Here is a 16,594-nt window from a genome sequence, read left to right as displayed (position 1 = left end):
GCCCCCTGATGTGTTAAAGAGTGTAGTTTAAATTCACTCCCCATTCATATTTCGGTTTGACCACTTCAGAAACCGAGGCAGAGACTCGGGTACTTAAAAGTGTTCTCTCATTAATCCGGTACTGTGCGGACAGTTTCAGAGATCCCCAGGATTCCCTTAAATTTTCCGTTTTGAATTTCTCAGTGTTTTCGCCTTCGTAGCCTGTCAGGTCAAAGGATTGACCGAAGCGATGAGCCCAAGCGGCCTGTGCATAAACACTTAGAGGCCATTTCCCTTGAGCTCGATAACCCGCTGTGGTACCGATTTTGACCCATGATTGGTGAATCTTTTCCCCTTTAAAGGAAATCGTTTCAAAGTCGGAACCGGCATCCTGATCAATCCAATAGGTGTAGCCGCTCACGAAAGGTTCAAAAAACCACCGTTTATCAATCTCAGGGTAGGTGAAACCGAAGTAAAGTCCGGCTCCGTATGAACGGTAATCGGAATCGAATTCGGCATGATCTGAAATGTGATCCTCTCCGAAAAAGCCCGGTGTTTTTATCGAATGCTCGCCCAGTGCGTAATGTCCCTGGAGAATCAATCGGTAGTTTTCTTCTGTGATGCCGTGGAAATAAAATCCCAACGCAGTGGAAGTAATTTCAGATGAAGCGGCTTTGAGATCAGCCTCGCTTTCGTTTCGACTGATCCACGCTCCGAGCGTTTCATTTTCCAATCCCGTCAAGTCCACATCATGGTCAAAACCCAATGTCAGGGAGTGAGTTTTAAGAGTTTGTGAGCGTGTACGGTGTTCAAGATCGAGTTCTGTTTCACCGGTCTGGAGATCGACCCAAAGGCCGCGCGAAGCATTTTGAGAGAGTCGATCGGCAATCACTGAAAAGACACGGTCTGCATTTTGCTCTTCGCTCACGGCAAGGGCTGCGGTGAAATCAAGTACGTTTTTGACTAATTGCGAGGGCCCCAAGCGCTCAGTCACCATCGACGTGAGAATAAAACCGTCAGCGCCATCGGTACCGATGGATCCGTAACTTTTAAACGATCCCAGTCCTGTTTCATAGTAAGTCGGAATGGCCTCTACAAAGAATTTACCGTGCGAGTCGTCTACGTTTGTGACACTGATCAGACCGATATTGAGTTCATCGGTATTTTTCTCAGTGCGCTTATCCTGAATTTCAACAAAGACTCTTGCCCCTTCCGGGTTAACAGGAGCGACGTTACCCAATTGCAGCTTATAGTGATCCGAGTTGATGTCAGAGTCGTTGATACTCACCCGCAAGAGTGCTCCGTCTTCGACGTGAGTCGTGTTTTGCAGGATTTCGTGTTCACTGTCGGAACCTACCGTTTTAATGCTGACGACCTCTTTAGCATCGGCAATATCCAACAGGCCATTCTTTCCCCAATAAAAATCATTGATGAAATTATCGCCGTGCGTTTCCCAGCGGGCGCCCGATTCGATGTGAATCGCTATCTGTGTTTCTTCGGGCGTAGCGTTTTCAAAACGTCCTTTGAAGTAATCGGTCTCGTGCGTCAAAGTGACGGACACTTCACTGAGCCCTGTTGCGCGAATATCACCCAGGATCTCGCTGTTGCCACAACTTTTGAATGTCAGAGAGGAGTCAACGATATCGAGAGCAAAAACATTGTCAGGATTGGTCAGAGCCGAGGCGCTCAAAGTTAGAGTGCCTGCGTATTCAATGTCGGTGTTATAAGCCTGAAGAGCAGCAGCCGTGCCGATGAAATCCGGGTTTAAAACCTCGGTTTTAAGATTAATGGTATCGGGAAGCGAATCGCCCGTGAGGGTAGAGTCGAGAATTTTCCACGCCACCGCATCATTGAGCGCTCGCTCACCTTCTCGGACCTTAAGCGATACGCTAAAAGAATGAACGGAGTTCGCGGAAAATCGGGGTAATCCTAGCGTTTCCCAAGCGGCGATGGCATCAACGTTCCGAGCTTCAATATCGAGGTGATAATCGCTTCTTAGTCTGGCCTCTGGCTCACTTTGCCTGAAAAAAGACACATCAATCCACTCAGGGCTGAGGGGATCGTCCGATGCGTTGAGTGCGTAGTGAGAATTTTCCGGCAAATCCCCTGTAAAGTCCTGATAGACGTATGAGAAACCGTCATCAGAGAGATCTTTCAAAGTCAATTGCAAGGGATCGGAAGACGTTGAATCGGCCAAAGCGCCACAGCAATGAGCATTTAACAGAGTCAACACGGAAAAAGAGAGGAGGTGGTTTCGAACATCAGCCACTTCTTGTCCTTTCGTAATGTGAGAGTTGTTTTTGAGAGCTTCGGATTGTAGCGGTCGGTGTGACCGGCAAATGATGAGAAAAGTCAAAGGTCCTGCATCCGAAAATTTATGAAAAACCCCTATGGACAGGAGCCTGTCATTACAATATGGCAAAACGTTTTTTTTCTTTTCGGTCATGAAAAAACATCTTCATAATCCCGATCCCTGCCCCAATCTCTTTTTTTCAGAAGAAGACGGTTTTCGCTATCTGCATTTCGGCTCTCCCTGGATTCAGGGGGCAATGAAAGTGGGACGTCCCTATGAGTTGGTTTTGGAGTATCCGAGACAGATGATGGCTTGCGGGCTTTTTTATCCCGAGCCTGAGCAAATCGTTCAGTTGGGGCTCGGTGCTGCCTCGCTTACCAAATTTTGCTATCGCTACACCGATGCACGAATTGATGTAGCTGAAATTTCAGAAAATGTCGTCATGAGCGCGCATCAGTGTTTTAAGTGTCCGATGCCCGATGATCGGTTGCAGATCCACTTGGCCGATGCCAAGTCGTTCATTGCCGCTCGTCAGGATTTCAATCCGGCCGATTGGCTTCAGGTGGATATTTACGACGAGCAGGCTCAAGGTCCCGTATACGATGATGCGGATTTTTACCGACTCTGTCGTCGAGCGATGAATAAACGGGGAGCGGTGGCTAGTTTCAATCTTTTCGGCAGCCGCTTCGAAAAGAGTTTTTCGGCTATTTCCGAAGCTTTTGAAGGGCGGGTGCTCGTAATGCCCGAAATCGATGAAGGCAATCGTGTGGTGTTGGGTTTTGCAGGCGCCAAACTTGAAATTACTCATGATGAACTCTATGAGCGCGCTCAAAGTCTGCGGCACAGATGGAAACTCGGTGCGATTAAGTGGGTGAACGGCCTCAAAGCGCTCAATCCTGCACTCAAAGAAGAGGTAATTACTTTATAATCAAACATTTCAACACTTTTATTACTTTCTATTCTTTTTTATCAAGATGGACGCTGAGCGTATAAACCTAATTGAGGCCAAAATCTCGGACCTCACAGCTCGATTGGTTGAGCTGAGGGGGTATCTTTGACATCGACCGACAGGAACGCCGGTTAGAAGAAGTCAATCGCGAAATGGAAGATCCCTCACTGTGGGACAATCCTGAGAACGCACAAAAAGTCAGTAAAGAAAAAAAACGACTCGACGATACCGTCGGGCTTTTTAAGACGCTTACCAATGGGGTCAATGATGCGGCCGAGCTCTTTGAGCTTTCCATGGCCGAAGAGGATTACCCGAGCATTGAAATTGTCGGTGATGAAGTCTTTGAGCTCGAAAAATCGGTTGAAAAGCTTGAGTTCAAACGAATGTTCAACCAGCCGATGGATGCAGCCAACTGCTACCTGGAAATTCAGGCCGGAGCGGGCGGCACCGAAGCCCAGGACTGGGCAAGCATGCTCGAGCGTATGTATTTGCACTACGGTGAGCGCAAAGGCTTTACGGTTGAATTGCAGGAAGAAACCGAAGGGGAAGTGGCAGGCATCAAGGGCTGCACGATTTACATTCAGGGTGACTACGCCTACGGTATGCTTCGTACCGAAACCGGTGTGCACCGTTTGGTCAGAAAGAGCCCCTTTGATTCCAATGCGCGTCGACACACCTCTTTTGCAAGTGTTTACGTGTATCCGGAAATCGATGACAGCTTCGAAGTGGAAATCAATCCAGCTGATTTGCGTATTGACGTTTTCCGTGCTTCGGGCGCGGGCGGTCAGCACATTCAGAAGACTGAATCGGCCGTGCGTATTACGCACATTCCCACGGGGATTGTGACCGTTTGCCAAAATGACCGCAGCCAGCACCGCAATAAAGAGCAGGCCATGGCTCAGTTGAAGGCCAAACTCTATGAAGCGGAAATGCGTAAGCGCCGCGAAGTGCAGCAGCAGACCGAAGATGCCAAGAGCGATATTGCCTGGGGTCACCAGATTCGCTCCTATGTGCTCGATCAGTCGCGCGTGAAAGATTTACGTACTAATGTGGAAACCGGCAACACGCAGGCCGTGTTGGATGGCGATCTCGATCAATTTATTGAGGCTAGCCTCAAGCAAGGCGTCTGAGCGACGCAGATTAAGGATAAGAAAATGGCAGAAAATAAGGTTCAAGAAGCCGCTATGACGGCAGAAGACGAAAATCATATCATTGCAGAACGCCGTGCCAAGCTCGCTCGGTGGCGTCAGACTGGTCACGCCTACCCGAATGACTTTGTGAGAAAGGATCTTTTCGGTGACATTCGTGCTGCTTATGGTGAAAAGAGTGCGGAAGAATTGGAAGCCGAAGCTCATGAAGTGGCCGTATCGGGTCGTATGATGCTCAAGCGCGTGATGGGTAAAGCCGCTTTTGCCACGGTGCGCGATGTCACCGGCACGATGCAGTACTTCCTTTCGCCTTCTGAAGTGGGGCAAGAGGCCTATGAAGAATTCAAGGGTATGGATATCGGCGATATCGTGGCTGCCGAAGGCACGGTCTTTAAGACTAAGCGCGGTGAATTGTCCGTGCGCGTGAAAAAAGTTCGCTTGATGAGCAAGGCGATTCGTCCGTTGGCCGAAAAGTTCCGCGGCTTGGCAGACCAGGAAATTTGCTATCGCCAGCGCTATCTTGATCTCATCATGAATGAAGACAGCCGCGCTCGCTTTGTCAAGCGCAGTAAGATCATTGCCTGCATCCGCAACTACATGCTTGCCAACCGCTTCATGGAAGTGGAAACTCCGATGCTGCACCCGATTCCGGGTGGCGCCAATGCCAAACCCTTTATCACGCATCACAATGCGTTGGACATGGACATGTACCTGCGTATTGCCCCTGAACTTTATCTGAAGCGCTTGGTGGTGGGCGGCTTTGAACGCGTCTTTGAATTAAACCGTAACTTCCGCAATGAAGGCTTGTCTATTCGCCACAATCCGGAATTTACGATGATGGAATTCTATGCGACGTACTGGACCTACAAGGATCAGATGAACTTCACTGAATCCATCCTTCGTCACGTGGCACAGGAAGTCAACGGTTCGACCATGGTTCACTATCAAGGTCACGATATTGACTTAGGTAAGCCTTTTGATCGTTTGACTCCGCGTCAGGCCATTCAAAAGTATGCCCCTCAGTATACGGATGAAAAGTTAAATGACGAAGCGTTCCTGCGCAATGAATTAAAGCGCCTGGGAGCTCCGCAGCCTGATTATGTTGGAATCGGTGCTTTGGAAATGGCGCTTTTCGAAGAAGTGGCTGAGTCTAAGCTCATCGATCCGACCTTTATTGTTGACTATCCGGTCGAAATTTCGCCTTTGGCCCGTGCTTCGGATACCAATCCGGAACTCACCGAACGCTTTGAGTTGTATATCGCCGGTCGTGAAACGGCCAACGGCTTCTCCGAATTAAATGACCCGGAAGACCAGGCGGCCCGCTTTAAGGCTCAGGCCGATGCCAAAGCTCACGGCGATGACGAAGCCATGTACTACGATGCCGACTACATCCGCGCCTTGGAATTCGGTCTTCCGCCCACCGGCGGCTGCGGTATCGGTATCGACCGCTTCGTGATGTTGCTCACTGACGCGGCCAGCATCCGTGACGTGTTGCTCTTCCCGCATATGCGTCCCGAAGCCTAATAGGATTCCAAGGAGAGAGACACCATGAGCGAACTTACTGCCCGATCGGTTTACGAAACGTATGAAGTCTTAAAGAATCGTGTCAATCAACCGGTTCCGTCCGATTTTGTACGGGTGCGTGCGGGCAAGGAAATTATCGGTTGCGTGAAAAAGCAACTCGCTATGAAAATTGCCGGTGCGACAAGCGACTTTCGCTTAATGGACAGTCTCTACCTGGTCGATGACGTTTGCCGTTCCGTAACGGAGCGCACGGCTGCAATGCAAAAAGCAGCGAGAATCCTCGCAGAGTCGGGAGACTTAACCGATGACGCCGGGGAACTTGTTGATGTGCGGGCAACGGTTTATGACGGTGTTTTCTGTCAGGCTCCCAGACTTTTGTGCAGAAAGTTGGGACTGATGACCACGTCTGTGCGATTGACTGCATACGATAAGGATGGGCATGTAGTGTTGGCCAAGCGCCGCGAAGGAAAACCTGTTGCAGGCGGTCTTTGGGATAGCCTTGCGGCCGGTTTGGTCAAGGCCAGTGAAGAGCCTGAACATGCGCTTTATCGTGAGCTCTACGAAGAAGCCGGCTTAAGTGCCAATGATGTGGAAATTAAGGAAAGCGCCCGCTTTGTGCAGGAGCTGCCCGTGCCTGAAGGCTATCTCAGAGAGGTGGTCAGAAACTATGAAGGTTTCTTAAAAGAAGGAGCCGAACCTGTCAATCGAGACGGAGAAGTGTCTGAATTTGCCTCTTTTGATTGCCATGAGGCGCTTCGTATGGCTGAGCAGGAAAAGCTCATGTATGCAGCCGGTATCGGTATTGCAGAAACCACGATGAAACGTTTGGGTCAGCGTATTGAAGAGAAGTGGCTGCACTATCGCGGTCAGATCATTATCTGATAGAAGTATTTCATTCTTAAATAGCTTTCGCTCGGGGGATGGATTTTCCTCGGGCGATTTTTTTAGGGCAAACAAAAGGGACAGCGTGAAAACTGTCCCTTGAAGTTTAATGCTGATCAGTAATCAGACTAAACGATGATGAAGGCCAAAACGATCACACCGATGAAGCACGGAACGATCGTGCGCTTGGCGACTTCAACCGGGTTAGCCATAGCGATACCGGCCACAACCATCATGGCGCCGGCGATCGGAGAAGACGTACGGCCCAAGGCGCCGGACAAGAAGGCCAAGGCACCCAAGTGCGGGATGTCCATGCCGAAGGAGGCGGCGTGCGGCGTAACGGCTTCGTTAAAGGCGAACGTGGCAGCGTCACCGGAACCGGTGATCGTACCCAAGAACCACGGACCCAAAGAACCACCCCAACGGGCGATGTCATTGGCTTCACGCAACAAGGCGATAAAGGTGTCGATCAAACCGGCAGCGCGAAGACCGGCGGCAAACACGCCAGCTGCGATGATGATACCCAAGATGTTGCCGTAGCCCTTGCCCAAGCCGTTGAAGAACGTCTTGGAGAATTGTTGCGGGTTGGCGCGGGTGATGAGTAAGCAAAGCACAGCACCCAAGACCATGGCCTGAGCCACACCCATCTTGATGGCGGGCAAAACAGAGTTACCGAGCACCAAGATAACGATCGGGAGCAACGGAACCATAGCGTAAATAACGTTCGGGCGTTCGATTTCTTCTTGCTTGCTGTCAACATTGACTTGGATGTTGTCGGTGGCTTCGCCCTTATCCTTGAAGATGATGCACATCACAAGGATACCGACGATACCAATAGCGTAGAGCACCAAGCTAAACGGGGTGTGCAAGGCGATGAAGTCCATGATTTCCATGTTGGAGATCTTGGCGATGTACACGTTGTGGGCAGAACCCGGAGAGAGAACGCCACCGTACGTACCCATCATCACGGAAGCAGCGGCAGCAGCCGGGCTGATACCGGCACGCAGCATCACCGGGATCAACGTAGAACCCACGGCAGCAGCGCAACCACTGGCAGACGGAATGGCGATGTTAATGATCATCGTCACGGCCGTGCAGATCGGCACAAGGAAAATACCCAAACCGCGAATCGGCTTGGAGAGCAAGTGCACCAAATGTTGGTCACACTTCGTGTAAGAAGACACATAAGCGAAACCCATGGAGGCGCAAATAGCCATGATCAAACCGCCGTTGGTCATGGACTTGGCAAACGCGTTAAAGGCAGTCATCGGCTGCATGGACACACAGCAGAGGATCAAACCGGCCGTAAAGAGGACCAAACGCGTTTCGTAGCGTTTAATGAGAGCGGCAATCGTCAAAATAACAACGACCACAGCAACCCAGTTCAGTAAGGTCATTATTAATCTCCTGAGGATTTGGATTAGAAATTTTTTCGCGAATTTTAATGGACAAATTTCCAAATCGCCTTGTCACTTTCCCTTAATTTATAAGGATTTTTGACATGAGTTAGGGAATATTTTCATCTAAACATATAACAAATGTGTACTTATTTGTGACTTGCTGATGAAATCGCTCGGATCGGGCTGAAAAAACTTCATTAAGTTGAGAGTATTTTGTCATGGATTGCTCATAGAGCCTTTTTACACTCTTTGCGTCCGTCGGAGATGACTCTGATGGCATTGTTAAAAAGGATCAAGAAATGCAATCCAAAAAAATTGTGGCCTCTGTGGCCTGTGCTGTAGCGGCAATGAGTGCGTTGAGTGCTCAGGCCATTGAAATTTATCCGGTTGATCATGCGCGTTTCATGACCAATGCTCGTTTTGATTTTAAAGTTGAACTCGACGATGTCACCGCCAGAGATAAGATCACGGTTGAAATCAACGGAAAGAATTTCAATCAGACCTTGTCGGGCAAAGAATTGTGGTTGGATAAAGAAGAAGGGGTCAATGCCTCGGCATTAATCCTGCGCGATACGGAAATTAAAACTCCGGGTCAATACACCGTGACGGTGAAAGCCGGTGCTACTACAAAGACCGTGAATTGGGATGTCTATACGACCGGTGACAAGCCCAAAGCGAAAAATGTGATTTTGTTATTAGCTGACGGTCTTTCTGTCGGTCACCGCACCGCTGCCCGTATTTTGTCTAAAGGGGTGACCAACGGTATGTACAACGCCCCTTTGGCAATGGACGATATGCCCCACATGGCACTTTTGGGAACGAGTTCAGTCGATACGATTGCTGCTGACAGTGCCAATACGGCTTCAGCCTATATGACCGGTCATAAGTCCAGTGTGAATGCTTTGGGTGTGTACGCCGACCGAACGAAAGCGAGCCAGGATGACCCGAAGCAAGAAACGATTGCTGAGTTGATCCGCAGAAAGACGAAGATGGCCGTGGGCGTGGTCAGTGATGCAGAAATTGAAGATGCCACACCTGCTTCCGTGGTCGCTCATACTCGTAAGCGTTCCGATAAAGCTGATATCGTCGGGATGTTCTATAACGTTAAACCCGAAGTGATTTTAGGCGGCGGCTCGGCCTATTTCCTGCCCCAGTCAACTGCAGGTTCCAAGCGCAAAGACGATATCAACTATATTGAGAAATTCACGCAGGATGGCTACACCCTGGTGACCGACCGCACGGCTTTGGTTGAAAAAGCAGGCTCAAGCAACCGTCTTTTGGGTCTTTTCCATACCGGTAACATGGATGGCTGGATCGATCGTCATCAATGGAAGGGTAACACCGTTAAGAAATTCCCCAATCAACCGGATTTGACGGACTCGTTCCATGCAGCCGTCAAGGTATTGGAAAAGAACAAAGAGGGCTTTTTCCTGATGCTGGAAGCAGGTCTTGTGGACAAGTACTCGCATCCGTTGGATTGGGCGCGTTCCGTGGGCGATACGATTGCCTTTGATAAGGTAGTGGAAGCGGCTCAGAAGTACTGCGATGAGCACCCGGATACCCTTTTGATTGTGACGGGCGATCATACGCACTCCATCTCCGTTGCCGGTACCGTGGACGACAATAAGCCCGGTAATGACTGGCGCGAAAAGGTCGGTGTGTATGCCAATGCCGGTTACCCCAACTACGAAGATAAAAACAAGGACGGCTTCCCGGATGATTTCAATCCGAGCAAGCGCTTGGCAGTCTTCTTCGGTGCCCATCCGGACTACTACGAAACGTATCGGTCTTTCCCCGACGCCACGTTTAATCCGGCCGTACAAAACGAAAAAGGTCAGTACGTGGCCAATGCTCAGTACAAAGATATCCCCAGTGCTCACTTCGTTGAAGGTAATTTACCCCGTAACGAAAGCCAGGGCGTGCATACGGTCGATGACCTGGTTGTGACCGCTCGCGGTCCTAACGCCGATCAGATCCGAGGCTTTATGAATTCGACGGAAATTTTCCGAGTGATGGCTGAAGCTTTGGCCCTGGGTCGCTAATCGATAACGGGTTGAGCGAATCGGAAGGCGTCGGTACGGGGTGCACTCCATGCCGGCGCTTTTTGCATAGGAGTGTGTATGAAGCGACGAGTATTTTTAACCGCCTCACTTTTGATGTTGGCTCCGTGGGTGAAGGCAAAAGCGGCTGCCTCTATCGGTTTTGACGAAATGTATGAAGGCAATCCGATTTTAGGACTTCAATTCAGTGAGAAATTAAAGTCTCTTGCTCAAAAAACGGTTTCTGTACAGGGATTTATGGCTCCGCCTTTAAAGCCCGAAGCGAATTTTTTAGTGATGACCCGTGAGCCTGTGAGTCTTTGTCCTTTCTGTAACAGTGATCAGGACTGGCCCGATAATATCATCGTGGTGTATCTGAGTGCTAAACAGGAGTTTGTGCAGCCCAATCGCCCTATAGTGGTTACGGGAACGTTGCAACTTGGTAGCTACACCGATGAACAGACCGGTTTTGTCAGTTTGGTTCGTTTGGTAGAGGCGACTTTTGAGGTTTTGAAATGAATTCGCAGTCTTTTGATTTGACTGTCGAGGATCTGCAATACCGGGTAAAGGACGGAGCCAGTTTTCGCACGATTCTGGATATTAATCACTTGGATATTGTCTGCGGAGAAAAAGTCGGTTTGCGGGGAACGTCCGGAAGCGGAAAATCTACATTCTTAAAGTTGATCAGCGGGATACTGATTCCACAAAAAGGTGATGTGTATTGGGGGGCAGAAGCCATTAACCGCCTGTCCGAATCGCAAAGAGATGATTGGAGAGGTCGTCACTGCGGATTTTTATTTCAGGATTTTCGACTCTTCGGGGGCTTGAGTGCGCTCGATAACGTTATTTTGCCGTTGACTTTTCGTGGCACCATCACGCAGGCTGATCGCAGTCGAGCAAAAACCTTACTCGATGCTTGTGCAGTACCCGCCCAGACACAGGCTTCGCTTTTGTCTCGAGGTGAAATGCAGCGAACGGCTTTAGTCAGGGTCTTGATGAGTTCACCTCAAGTCATTTTGGCAGATGAGCCGACGGCGAGCCTCGATCACGATAACGCAATTCATGTCATGGATGCGCTTTTTGAGGCGGCAGAAAATTTGAAAGCGACATTGATTGTGGTCACGCATGACAGCTCCATGCTCAACCGTTTCAGACGAGTCCTGACACTTGAGGACGGAACCGTTCGGGGGGCTTGACAATGAATGTATCGCTTTTTTTGAAAAATGAATGCCGGCAGTCTTGGAAAATTTTGTGTTCGCTTGCCTGCGTTTTGGCTTTGGCTCTTTCTATTGCTACGGCTATCGGTCAAACGGAAAGAATGATCAAATCCTCCAGTGCCAAAGCAGCCGAGCAGTTTGATATTTTGATCGGCGCAAAAGGCAGCCGCACGTCACTGCTACTTTCAACCGTTTACCTAAGAGACGAGATGATCTCGCTCACACCGGCGAGCACTTTAAATATTCTGGATCAATACAAAGGAGTGAAGTGGAGTGCCCCTTTGGCTTTCGGTGATCGAGTAGGCGATAACCCACTTGTGGGTACGACAAAAGCGTTTGTGACTTTAGGTGAGACTCGAGAGCTCTCTCAGGGGCGGGTCTTTCAGAAGCGCCATGAGGCTGTTGTCGGGATTCGATCCGGCCTTGCCATCGGCCAGATTGTTTTCCCTCACCACGGACGAATTGCAGGTATCGGCCATCGGCATGAGAACGGGTTTAAGGTGGTGGGGGTTTTGCCCGAAACCGGAACGCCTTGGGATCGGGCAGTATTGGTTCCGATAGAGTCTATTTGGGCGATGCATGACAAAAAGATCGCACAAGAGCCGCCGCAGCTCGAGCAGTGGCTTTTGCAAAAGAACGTTGACGCATTGCCCGGATTTTCTGCCATTGTCGTTAAACCCGTGTCTATTTCCGATGCTTATAAGATTCGTCAGGGGCTGTCTTCGGCAACGAGCTTGGATAGTCGCGGGCAGTCGGTTAATTTGATGGCTGTTTTTACGGGAGAAGTGTTGGTTGAACTGTATGCGACGTTGGATTCTGCCATGGTGGCTTTTGAATGGTTTGCCGCCAGTTCAGTCATGATTTCACTTTTTGCCGTGCTGATTACCGGTTTTATTTTGGGGGAATTGAGACGGACGCAATTTTTGCAATTACGAACGATGGGAGCTCCCAGAGTTTACGTGATGCAAGTGGTCTGGCTTTTGATTATGTCGGTGGTTGTCACTGGAGTCGTTTTGGGGCTTTTGGGCGGATACGGTTTGTCTCAACTGGCCGCTCAGGTGATCGGTGACAATACCGGTATTGCGATGACACCTGTGATTGGGCAAAGTGAATGGAAAGTGGTAGCCGCTACGTTGGTATTGGGGGCATTATTTGCCCTGATGCCTGCTGTGAAAGTCGGTCGCCTACCGCTTCAATGATGTTGTCACGTCTTCTTCATTGAGTTGATACGGGCTGGTCATGTACGGATAGCACAATAGGGTTGCCAATGAGGCAACCCTATTAATTTAAAAAGTCTAGAGGCTAGTATGAGTGATTTATCTCGGAGAAATTTTCTTCATGGCAGTGCCCTGATCGGTGTTTCCGTGGCTGCAGCGGCAATGACACCGATGGCTGCTAAGGCTGCCGCCCCTAAAACGGCCCGCAGTCTTAAAGAAGTTTTAGCCATGTCCGATGTCGACATCGCTAAAAACAGCGAAGTGGTGCAATCAGCGTATGACACGATTGTGAACGTTGCAAAGAAAATTCATAATTCCTCTTTGCGTTCAACCGTTTTAAGCATTCTTGAAAATCCGAATCCGACAATTGCCGAAGGCAATGAGTCACAGATTTTGTCGAGTTTGAAAAAGGAAAATCTGATTGCACAAAATGCTCAAAAGGTTTTTCCGGCGATTTCCGACTCCAAACACTCTCCTCAACCTTTCTGGAGCGCTCCGGGCTCCGGTTACGGCTCACACCATGCCTATCCGGGAGGTCTTGCCACTCATACGGCTCTAAATGTTGTATCAGCGCAAGCCTTATATGAAAACTATCGTCACATCAACAACCTGGAGCTGGATTGGGACGATGCTGTGGGTGGCGAAATTCTGCACGATTTGCACAAACCATGGGTCTTTCAATGGGAAAAGAACCACTCCTGTCGTGTGGAGCAACCGTTGGCAGGAGCCGGTGAGCATCACGTGCTGAGTGTAGCTGAGTCTATTAAGCGCGGTATTAACCCGAGTTTTGTTGTAGCACAAGCCTGTGCTCATGAGCATCCTTCTTCAAAGCAGGGAGAAGCACTTGTTGTGGGATGGCTAAAAGCAGCCAGCATTATCGCCGGAGTTGATCCGGTTAAGTACGGACTGTTGGCGGCGGACTTAAAAACAATACCGCTTCCGCGCCGTATGGAAGGTTATGTTGTGCACTTGGCCGATCATGACTGGGTGATCTCTTCATCGGCTTGCCAGTGGTCGGTTCAAGCCCTAAAAGACTTGGCCAAAGAACAATACGGCATTGCCGAAGAGAGTGCATTTAATAGTTTCAGAAATTACGTTTTGGCTAATCTCACCGCAATGCGCTTGTACGGCATCTTGAGCTCTCAAGGCCGGAAAGCATTTGCGGCCGATGTTGCACGGGTGGTTAAGCTCTAGTAGACAAAAAAAGTGGATTCGGTTACTCGACGTGATCGAATCCTCTTTGAACTTTTTTTGTTTGTTTAAAAAGATATCTTTCCGACGAATCAAGGCTAGAGCGGGCAACGTGTTTGAGGGATGAAGGATTTTGAAGAGGTTGGTATCTCCAACGAGATTTGAACTCGTATTCTGACCTTGAGAGGGTCATGTCCTAACCATTAGACGATGGAGATATTCGTAATCGGACCGCCAAGATCAATTGCAGGTGATATTCTACGACGATCTTTTGAAAAAGGTTTGCCTTCGCCGCAAAAAAGTTACCGTTTTGAATACAAAAGAAACTGTCAGTCCGATCTTTTTTTACTCGTTTCCTTGAAGTTTTCCTTTGATTTCAAGGGATTTGGCCGCATACCCGTAGAGCCAGATGCCAACAAAGGTGGCAAGCGCTCCCCACATCATGGCATTCGGGCCGCAGGCATAAAGAGCATAGAGCGAATAGGCCGATGCAAACGAAGCGATGATGGTTGTGCGCCGCACCAAGGCCGGGTTATTGACCGGTTCTCTATGCAAAATCACATTAACAGCGGCAAAGGCTAAGAGGTAGGGCACAAGGTTCGTGACCACGGCGAGGTCCTTCAAAATGTAGAACTGCTGCTCAAGCCTCGGATCAATTGTGAGCAATACCGCAAGCGACTGCAAAAGCAAAATAATGATGATGCCGATAATGGGGACATTAAGGCGGCTCACCTTTGAGAAAATCTTTGGGAAATAGCCTTCCTTGGAGGACACTCGAAACACTTCGGCAATCGTAAATTGCCAACTGGTCAGACACCCCGCACAAGCCAGTGCCATTAAAGCCATCACAAATTTGCCGACTTCAGGGGAAAACATGGTGGCAAAGACGAGTCCGAATGGGGCCGTTGAGCGTGAAAGTACAGCGTTATCGACAATACCGAAACTGATGTTGTTGGCAAGAATATAGACGATACCGGCACCGATCGTAGCCAGCACCATGGCTTTGGGAACGGATTTTTCCGGGTTTTCAACAGCTTCAGAGTTCGCACAAGCGGTCTCTAAACCTAAAAAGCCCCAAAGCGTCATGGAAATGGCAGCAGAGAGTCCTTCAAACGGGGTTAAGTTTTGGGGATTCCAAGCGCCGACATAACGATCCACTGAGAACCAATTCCAACCGATAACCGTCAGAATAATAATCGGAATCAAAATACCGTAGTTGGAAAAGTGTGACAATCGGCCGATAAAACGGGCGCCTCCGATATTGGGAAGACTGCAAAGCCAGATAACAAAAATACTCGCCATGCCCATTTCGAGCGGCGTGAGATTCCAGTCAAAAAGAACCATTACATAGCCCACGATAGAGATGGCAATCGTGAGGTTGGCAATGATGAGTGAGACGCCGTAGCTGAAATTAGCAATAAAGCTGCCCGACTTACCGAAGGCGTATGAAGCATAACCGCCCAGACCGCCGCTTTTTCGGCTGAACATGCCGCATTTGGCGAAGGTATAGGCAATAGCGGTTGCTCCGCTGATCGTAACAAGCCAGGCCAAAATTGATTGTGTTCCTACTTCAGCAAGCTTAGTGGGCATCAGAATAATGGATGAACCCAACATATTCAGCATGACAGCCATTGTCAGCTGAAGGCACGTCATTTTTGGTTTTTCAATGTTTGTCATCTGTCCCAATAAGAAACAAAATTGTTTGTGTTAAAGGGTTTATCAAGACTGTCTATCTTGTTTGGCTATTGTACTTAGATTGAATTCCAAATAAGAACTGTATGAAGGTAATTAATTTTCCTAAAAAAATTTTTAACAAAATGAGACAATGAAGTGTAATTCATATCCTGCTGCTGTATGGACGGTTCAGGAGCTTTTATTGAAAGACTTATAACCGTAAATTGGCTCAAGGATTTTTGACATGTTCGATCACATCAAATTTTGAAGTACGATATGTCATCATTAATTCATTAGTGGTAAAAATGATTAGGAGAATCGATCATATGGAAGAGTTATTGAATTTAAAACCGATCCTCCATTCAAAAAGGGCAAACATATTTTATTTGGAACATTGCCGTGTGATGCAAAAGGATGGACGTGTTCTTTATCTGACGGAAACGAAAAAACAGAATCAGTATTGGAATATTCCCATTGCAAATACAACAGTGATTCTTTTAGGTACAGGGACTTCTATTACTCAAGCAGCTGTCAGGTTACTGGCAAAAGCAGGCGTGACGATTGGCTTTTGTGGAGGTGGAGCAACACCTTTATTTCAGGCCACTGAAATTGAATGGATGACGGCGCAAAATGAATACAGACCGACAGAATATGTGCAGAATTGGCTACGATTTTGGTTTGATGACGCTCTTCGTCTTTCTGTTGCTAAAACATTTCAATTTTGTCGTATACAGTATTTGTCTTCAGTTTGGAAAAAAGACAAAGATTTTTGCGATTGGGGCTTTATTCCTGATGATTCCGATATTGAAAGAGCTGTCAGCTTATTTAAGAAAAAAATTGAGAATGCTGATCACATTAATGCACTGTTGACAGCTGAGGCTGATTTTACAAAATCCCTTTATCGTTTTTCTGCATCATGTACAGGAATACAATTTACACGAGATAGAGAAGGAAGTGATTTAGTAAATACTTTCACAGATTCAAAAACGAAGTGCAATTGATGGGGCGTAGGTCTAAGGCAAATTCTGAGGTGTGAGTAAAGGACTTCGAAGCGCAGCGTAGAAGACCTTTGCTCACAGCC

Annotated in this window: 13 protein-coding genes and 1 tRNA gene; 10 read left to right on the top strand and 4 right to left on the bottom strand. The window is 48.5% G+C overall.

Annotated elements, in window-relative coordinates; translation table 11 throughout:
- Positions 1 to 13: 13 nt before the first annotated feature.
- Positions 14 to 2,248: an autotransporter domain-containing protein gene (locus tag H5985_RS09600; protein WP_205050505.1), complete on the bottom strand. Its 2,235-nt coding sequence runs from the start codon at positions 2,246 to 2,248 to the stop codon at positions 14 to 16.
- 175 nt (positions 2,249 to 2,423) lie between these two features.
- On the opposite strand from H5985_RS09600, the gene H5985_RS06500 reads away from it, so the two are divergent.
- The 4 genes from H5985_RS06500 (at position 2,424) to H5985_RS06485 (ending at position 6,775) form a co-directional block, all read left to right on the top strand.
- On the top strand, positions 2,424 to 3,200 hold the full coding sequence (locus tag H5985_RS06500) for a class I SAM-dependent methyltransferase (protein ID WP_205050504.1): 777 nt from the start codon (positions 2,424 to 2,426) through the stop codon (positions 3,198 to 3,200).
- A gap of 46 nt (positions 3,201 to 3,246) precedes the next feature.
- Positions 3,247 to 4,351, top strand: a protein-coding gene (gene prfB, locus H5985_RS06495) for a peptide chain release factor 2 (RefSeq protein WP_205050503.1) whose coding sequence is annotated in 2 segments (ribosomal slippage) — positions 3,247 to 3,327 and positions 3,329 to 4,351 — 1,104 coding nt in all. Because the reading frame shifts where the segments join, the coding sequence is not laid out codon by codon here.
- A 24-nt stretch (positions 4,352 to 4,375) separates the two neighbouring features.
- Entirely contained in the window at positions 4,376 to 5,893 is a 1,518-nt protein-coding gene (lysS, locus tag H5985_RS06490; RefSeq protein ID WP_205050502.1) for a lysine--tRNA ligase, read from the top strand.
- A 24-nt stretch (positions 5,894 to 5,917) separates the two neighbouring features.
- On the top strand, positions 5,918 to 6,775 hold the full coding sequence (locus H5985_RS06485) for an NUDIX domain-containing protein (RefSeq protein ID WP_205050501.1): 858 nt from the start codon (positions 5,918 to 5,920) through the stop codon (positions 6,773 to 6,775).
- Positions 6,776 to 6,903: 128 nt separating this feature from the next.
- Here H5985_RS06485 and dcuC read toward each other — a convergent pair whose 3' ends face one another.
- Positions 6,904 to 8,172 (bottom strand): C4-dicarboxylate transporter DcuC, encoded by a 1,269-nt coding sequence (gene dcuC, locus H5985_RS06480; protein ID WP_205050500.1) that lies wholly within the window; start codon positions 8,170 to 8,172, stop codon positions 6,904 to 6,906.
- Between the two features lie 302 nt (positions 8,173 to 8,474).
- Between dcuC and H5985_RS06475 the strand changes: the two genes are divergently transcribed.
- From H5985_RS06475 to H5985_RS06455, 5 genes are all read left to right on the top strand, one after another.
- Positions 8,475 to 10,217: an alkaline phosphatase gene (locus H5985_RS06475; protein ID WP_205050499.1), complete on the top strand. Its 1,743-nt coding sequence runs from the start codon at positions 8,475 to 8,477 to the stop codon at positions 10,215 to 10,217.
- Between the two features lie 78 nt (positions 10,218 to 10,295).
- A complete protein-coding gene (locus tag H5985_RS06470; protein WP_205050498.1) occupies positions 10,296 to 10,733 on the top strand; it encodes a hypothetical protein in 438 nt (145 codons plus the stop codon).
- On the top strand, positions 10,730 to 11,410 hold the full coding sequence (locus H5985_RS06465) for an ABC transporter ATP-binding protein (protein WP_205050497.1): 681 nt from the start codon (positions 10,730 to 10,732) through the stop codon (positions 11,408 to 11,410). The genes H5985_RS06470 and H5985_RS06465 overlap by 4 nt, the downstream gene beginning before the upstream one ends.
- 2 nt (positions 11,411 to 11,412) lie before the next feature.
- On the top strand, positions 11,413 to 12,630 hold the full coding sequence (locus tag H5985_RS06460; RefSeq protein WP_205050496.1) for an FtsX-like permease family protein: 1,218 nt from the start codon (positions 11,413 to 11,415) through the stop codon (positions 12,628 to 12,630).
- Positions 12,631 to 12,738: 108 nt separating this feature from the next.
- On the top strand, positions 12,739 to 13,842 hold the full coding sequence (locus H5985_RS06455) for a metal-dependent phosphohydrolase (protein WP_205050495.1): 1,104 nt from the start codon (positions 12,739 to 12,741) through the stop codon (positions 13,840 to 13,842).
- Between the two features lie 140 nt (positions 13,843 to 13,982).
- On the opposite strand, the gene H5985_RS06450 is transcribed toward H5985_RS06455, so the two are convergent.
- Positions 13,983 to 14,057: transfer RNA gene (locus tag H5985_RS06450), tRNA-Glu, on the bottom strand.
- Between the two features lie 127 nt (positions 14,058 to 14,184).
- A complete protein-coding gene (gene potE, locus H5985_RS06445; protein ID WP_239481677.1) occupies positions 14,185 to 15,492 on the bottom strand; it encodes a putrescine-ornithine antiporter in 1,308 nt (435 codons plus the stop codon).
- Between the two features lie 347 nt (positions 15,493 to 15,839).
- On the opposite strand from potE, the gene cas1f reads away from it, so the two are divergent.
- Complete coding sequence (cas1f, locus tag H5985_RS06440; RefSeq protein WP_205050493.1) at positions 15,840 to 16,514, top strand: type I-F CRISPR-associated endonuclease Cas1f; 675 nt, start codon at positions 15,840 to 15,842, stop codon at positions 16,512 to 16,514.
- The last annotated feature ends 80 nt before the right edge of the window (positions 16,515 to 16,594 follow it).

Origin of the sequence: Parasutterella secunda (assembly GCF_016901835.1) — a bacterium.
Taxonomy (GTDB): Bacteria; Pseudomonadota; Gammaproteobacteria; order Burkholderiales; family Burkholderiaceae_F; genus Aphodousia; species Aphodousia faecavium.
This window is presented reverse-complemented; position numbering and strand designations above follow the sequence as displayed.

Coding starts and splice junctions, on each gene's coding strand:
- H5985_RS06470 (WP_205050498.1), top strand. CDS start 10,296: ATGAAGCGACGAGTATTTTTAACCGCCTCACTTTTGATGTTGGCTCCG.
- H5985_RS06500 (WP_205050504.1), top strand. CDS start 2,424: ATGAAAAAACATCTTCATAATCCCGATCCCTGCCCCAATCTCTTTTTT.
- H5985_RS06460 (WP_205050496.1), top strand. CDS start 11,413: ATGAATGTATCGCTTTTTTTGAAAAATGAATGCCGGCAGTCTTGGAAA.
- lysS (WP_205050502.1), top strand. CDS start 4,376: ATGGCAGAAAATAAGGTTCAAGAAGCCGCTATGACGGCAGAAGACGAA.
- H5985_RS06475 (WP_205050499.1), top strand. CDS start 8,475: ATGCAATCCAAAAAAATTGTGGCCTCTGTGGCCTGTGCTGTAGCGGCA.
- H5985_RS06485 (WP_205050501.1), top strand. CDS start 5,918: ATGAGCGAACTTACTGCCCGATCGGTTTACGAAACGTATGAAGTCTTA.
- H5985_RS06465 (WP_205050497.1), top strand. CDS start 10,730: ATGAATTCGCAGTCTTTTGATTTGACTGTCGAGGATCTGCAATACCGG.
- H5985_RS06455 (WP_205050495.1), top strand. CDS start 12,739: ATGAGTGATTTATCTCGGAGAAATTTTCTTCATGGCAGTGCCCTGATC.
- cas1f (WP_205050493.1), top strand. CDS start 15,840: ATGGAAGAGTTATTGAATTTAAAACCGATCCTCCATTCAAAAAGGGCA.
- potE (WP_239481677.1), bottom strand. CDS start 15,492: ATGACGTGCCTTCAGCTGACAATGGCTGTCATGCTGAATATGTTGGGT.
- dcuC (WP_205050500.1), bottom strand. CDS start 8,172: ATGACCTTACTGAACTGGGTTGCTGTGGTCGTTGTTATTTTGACGATT.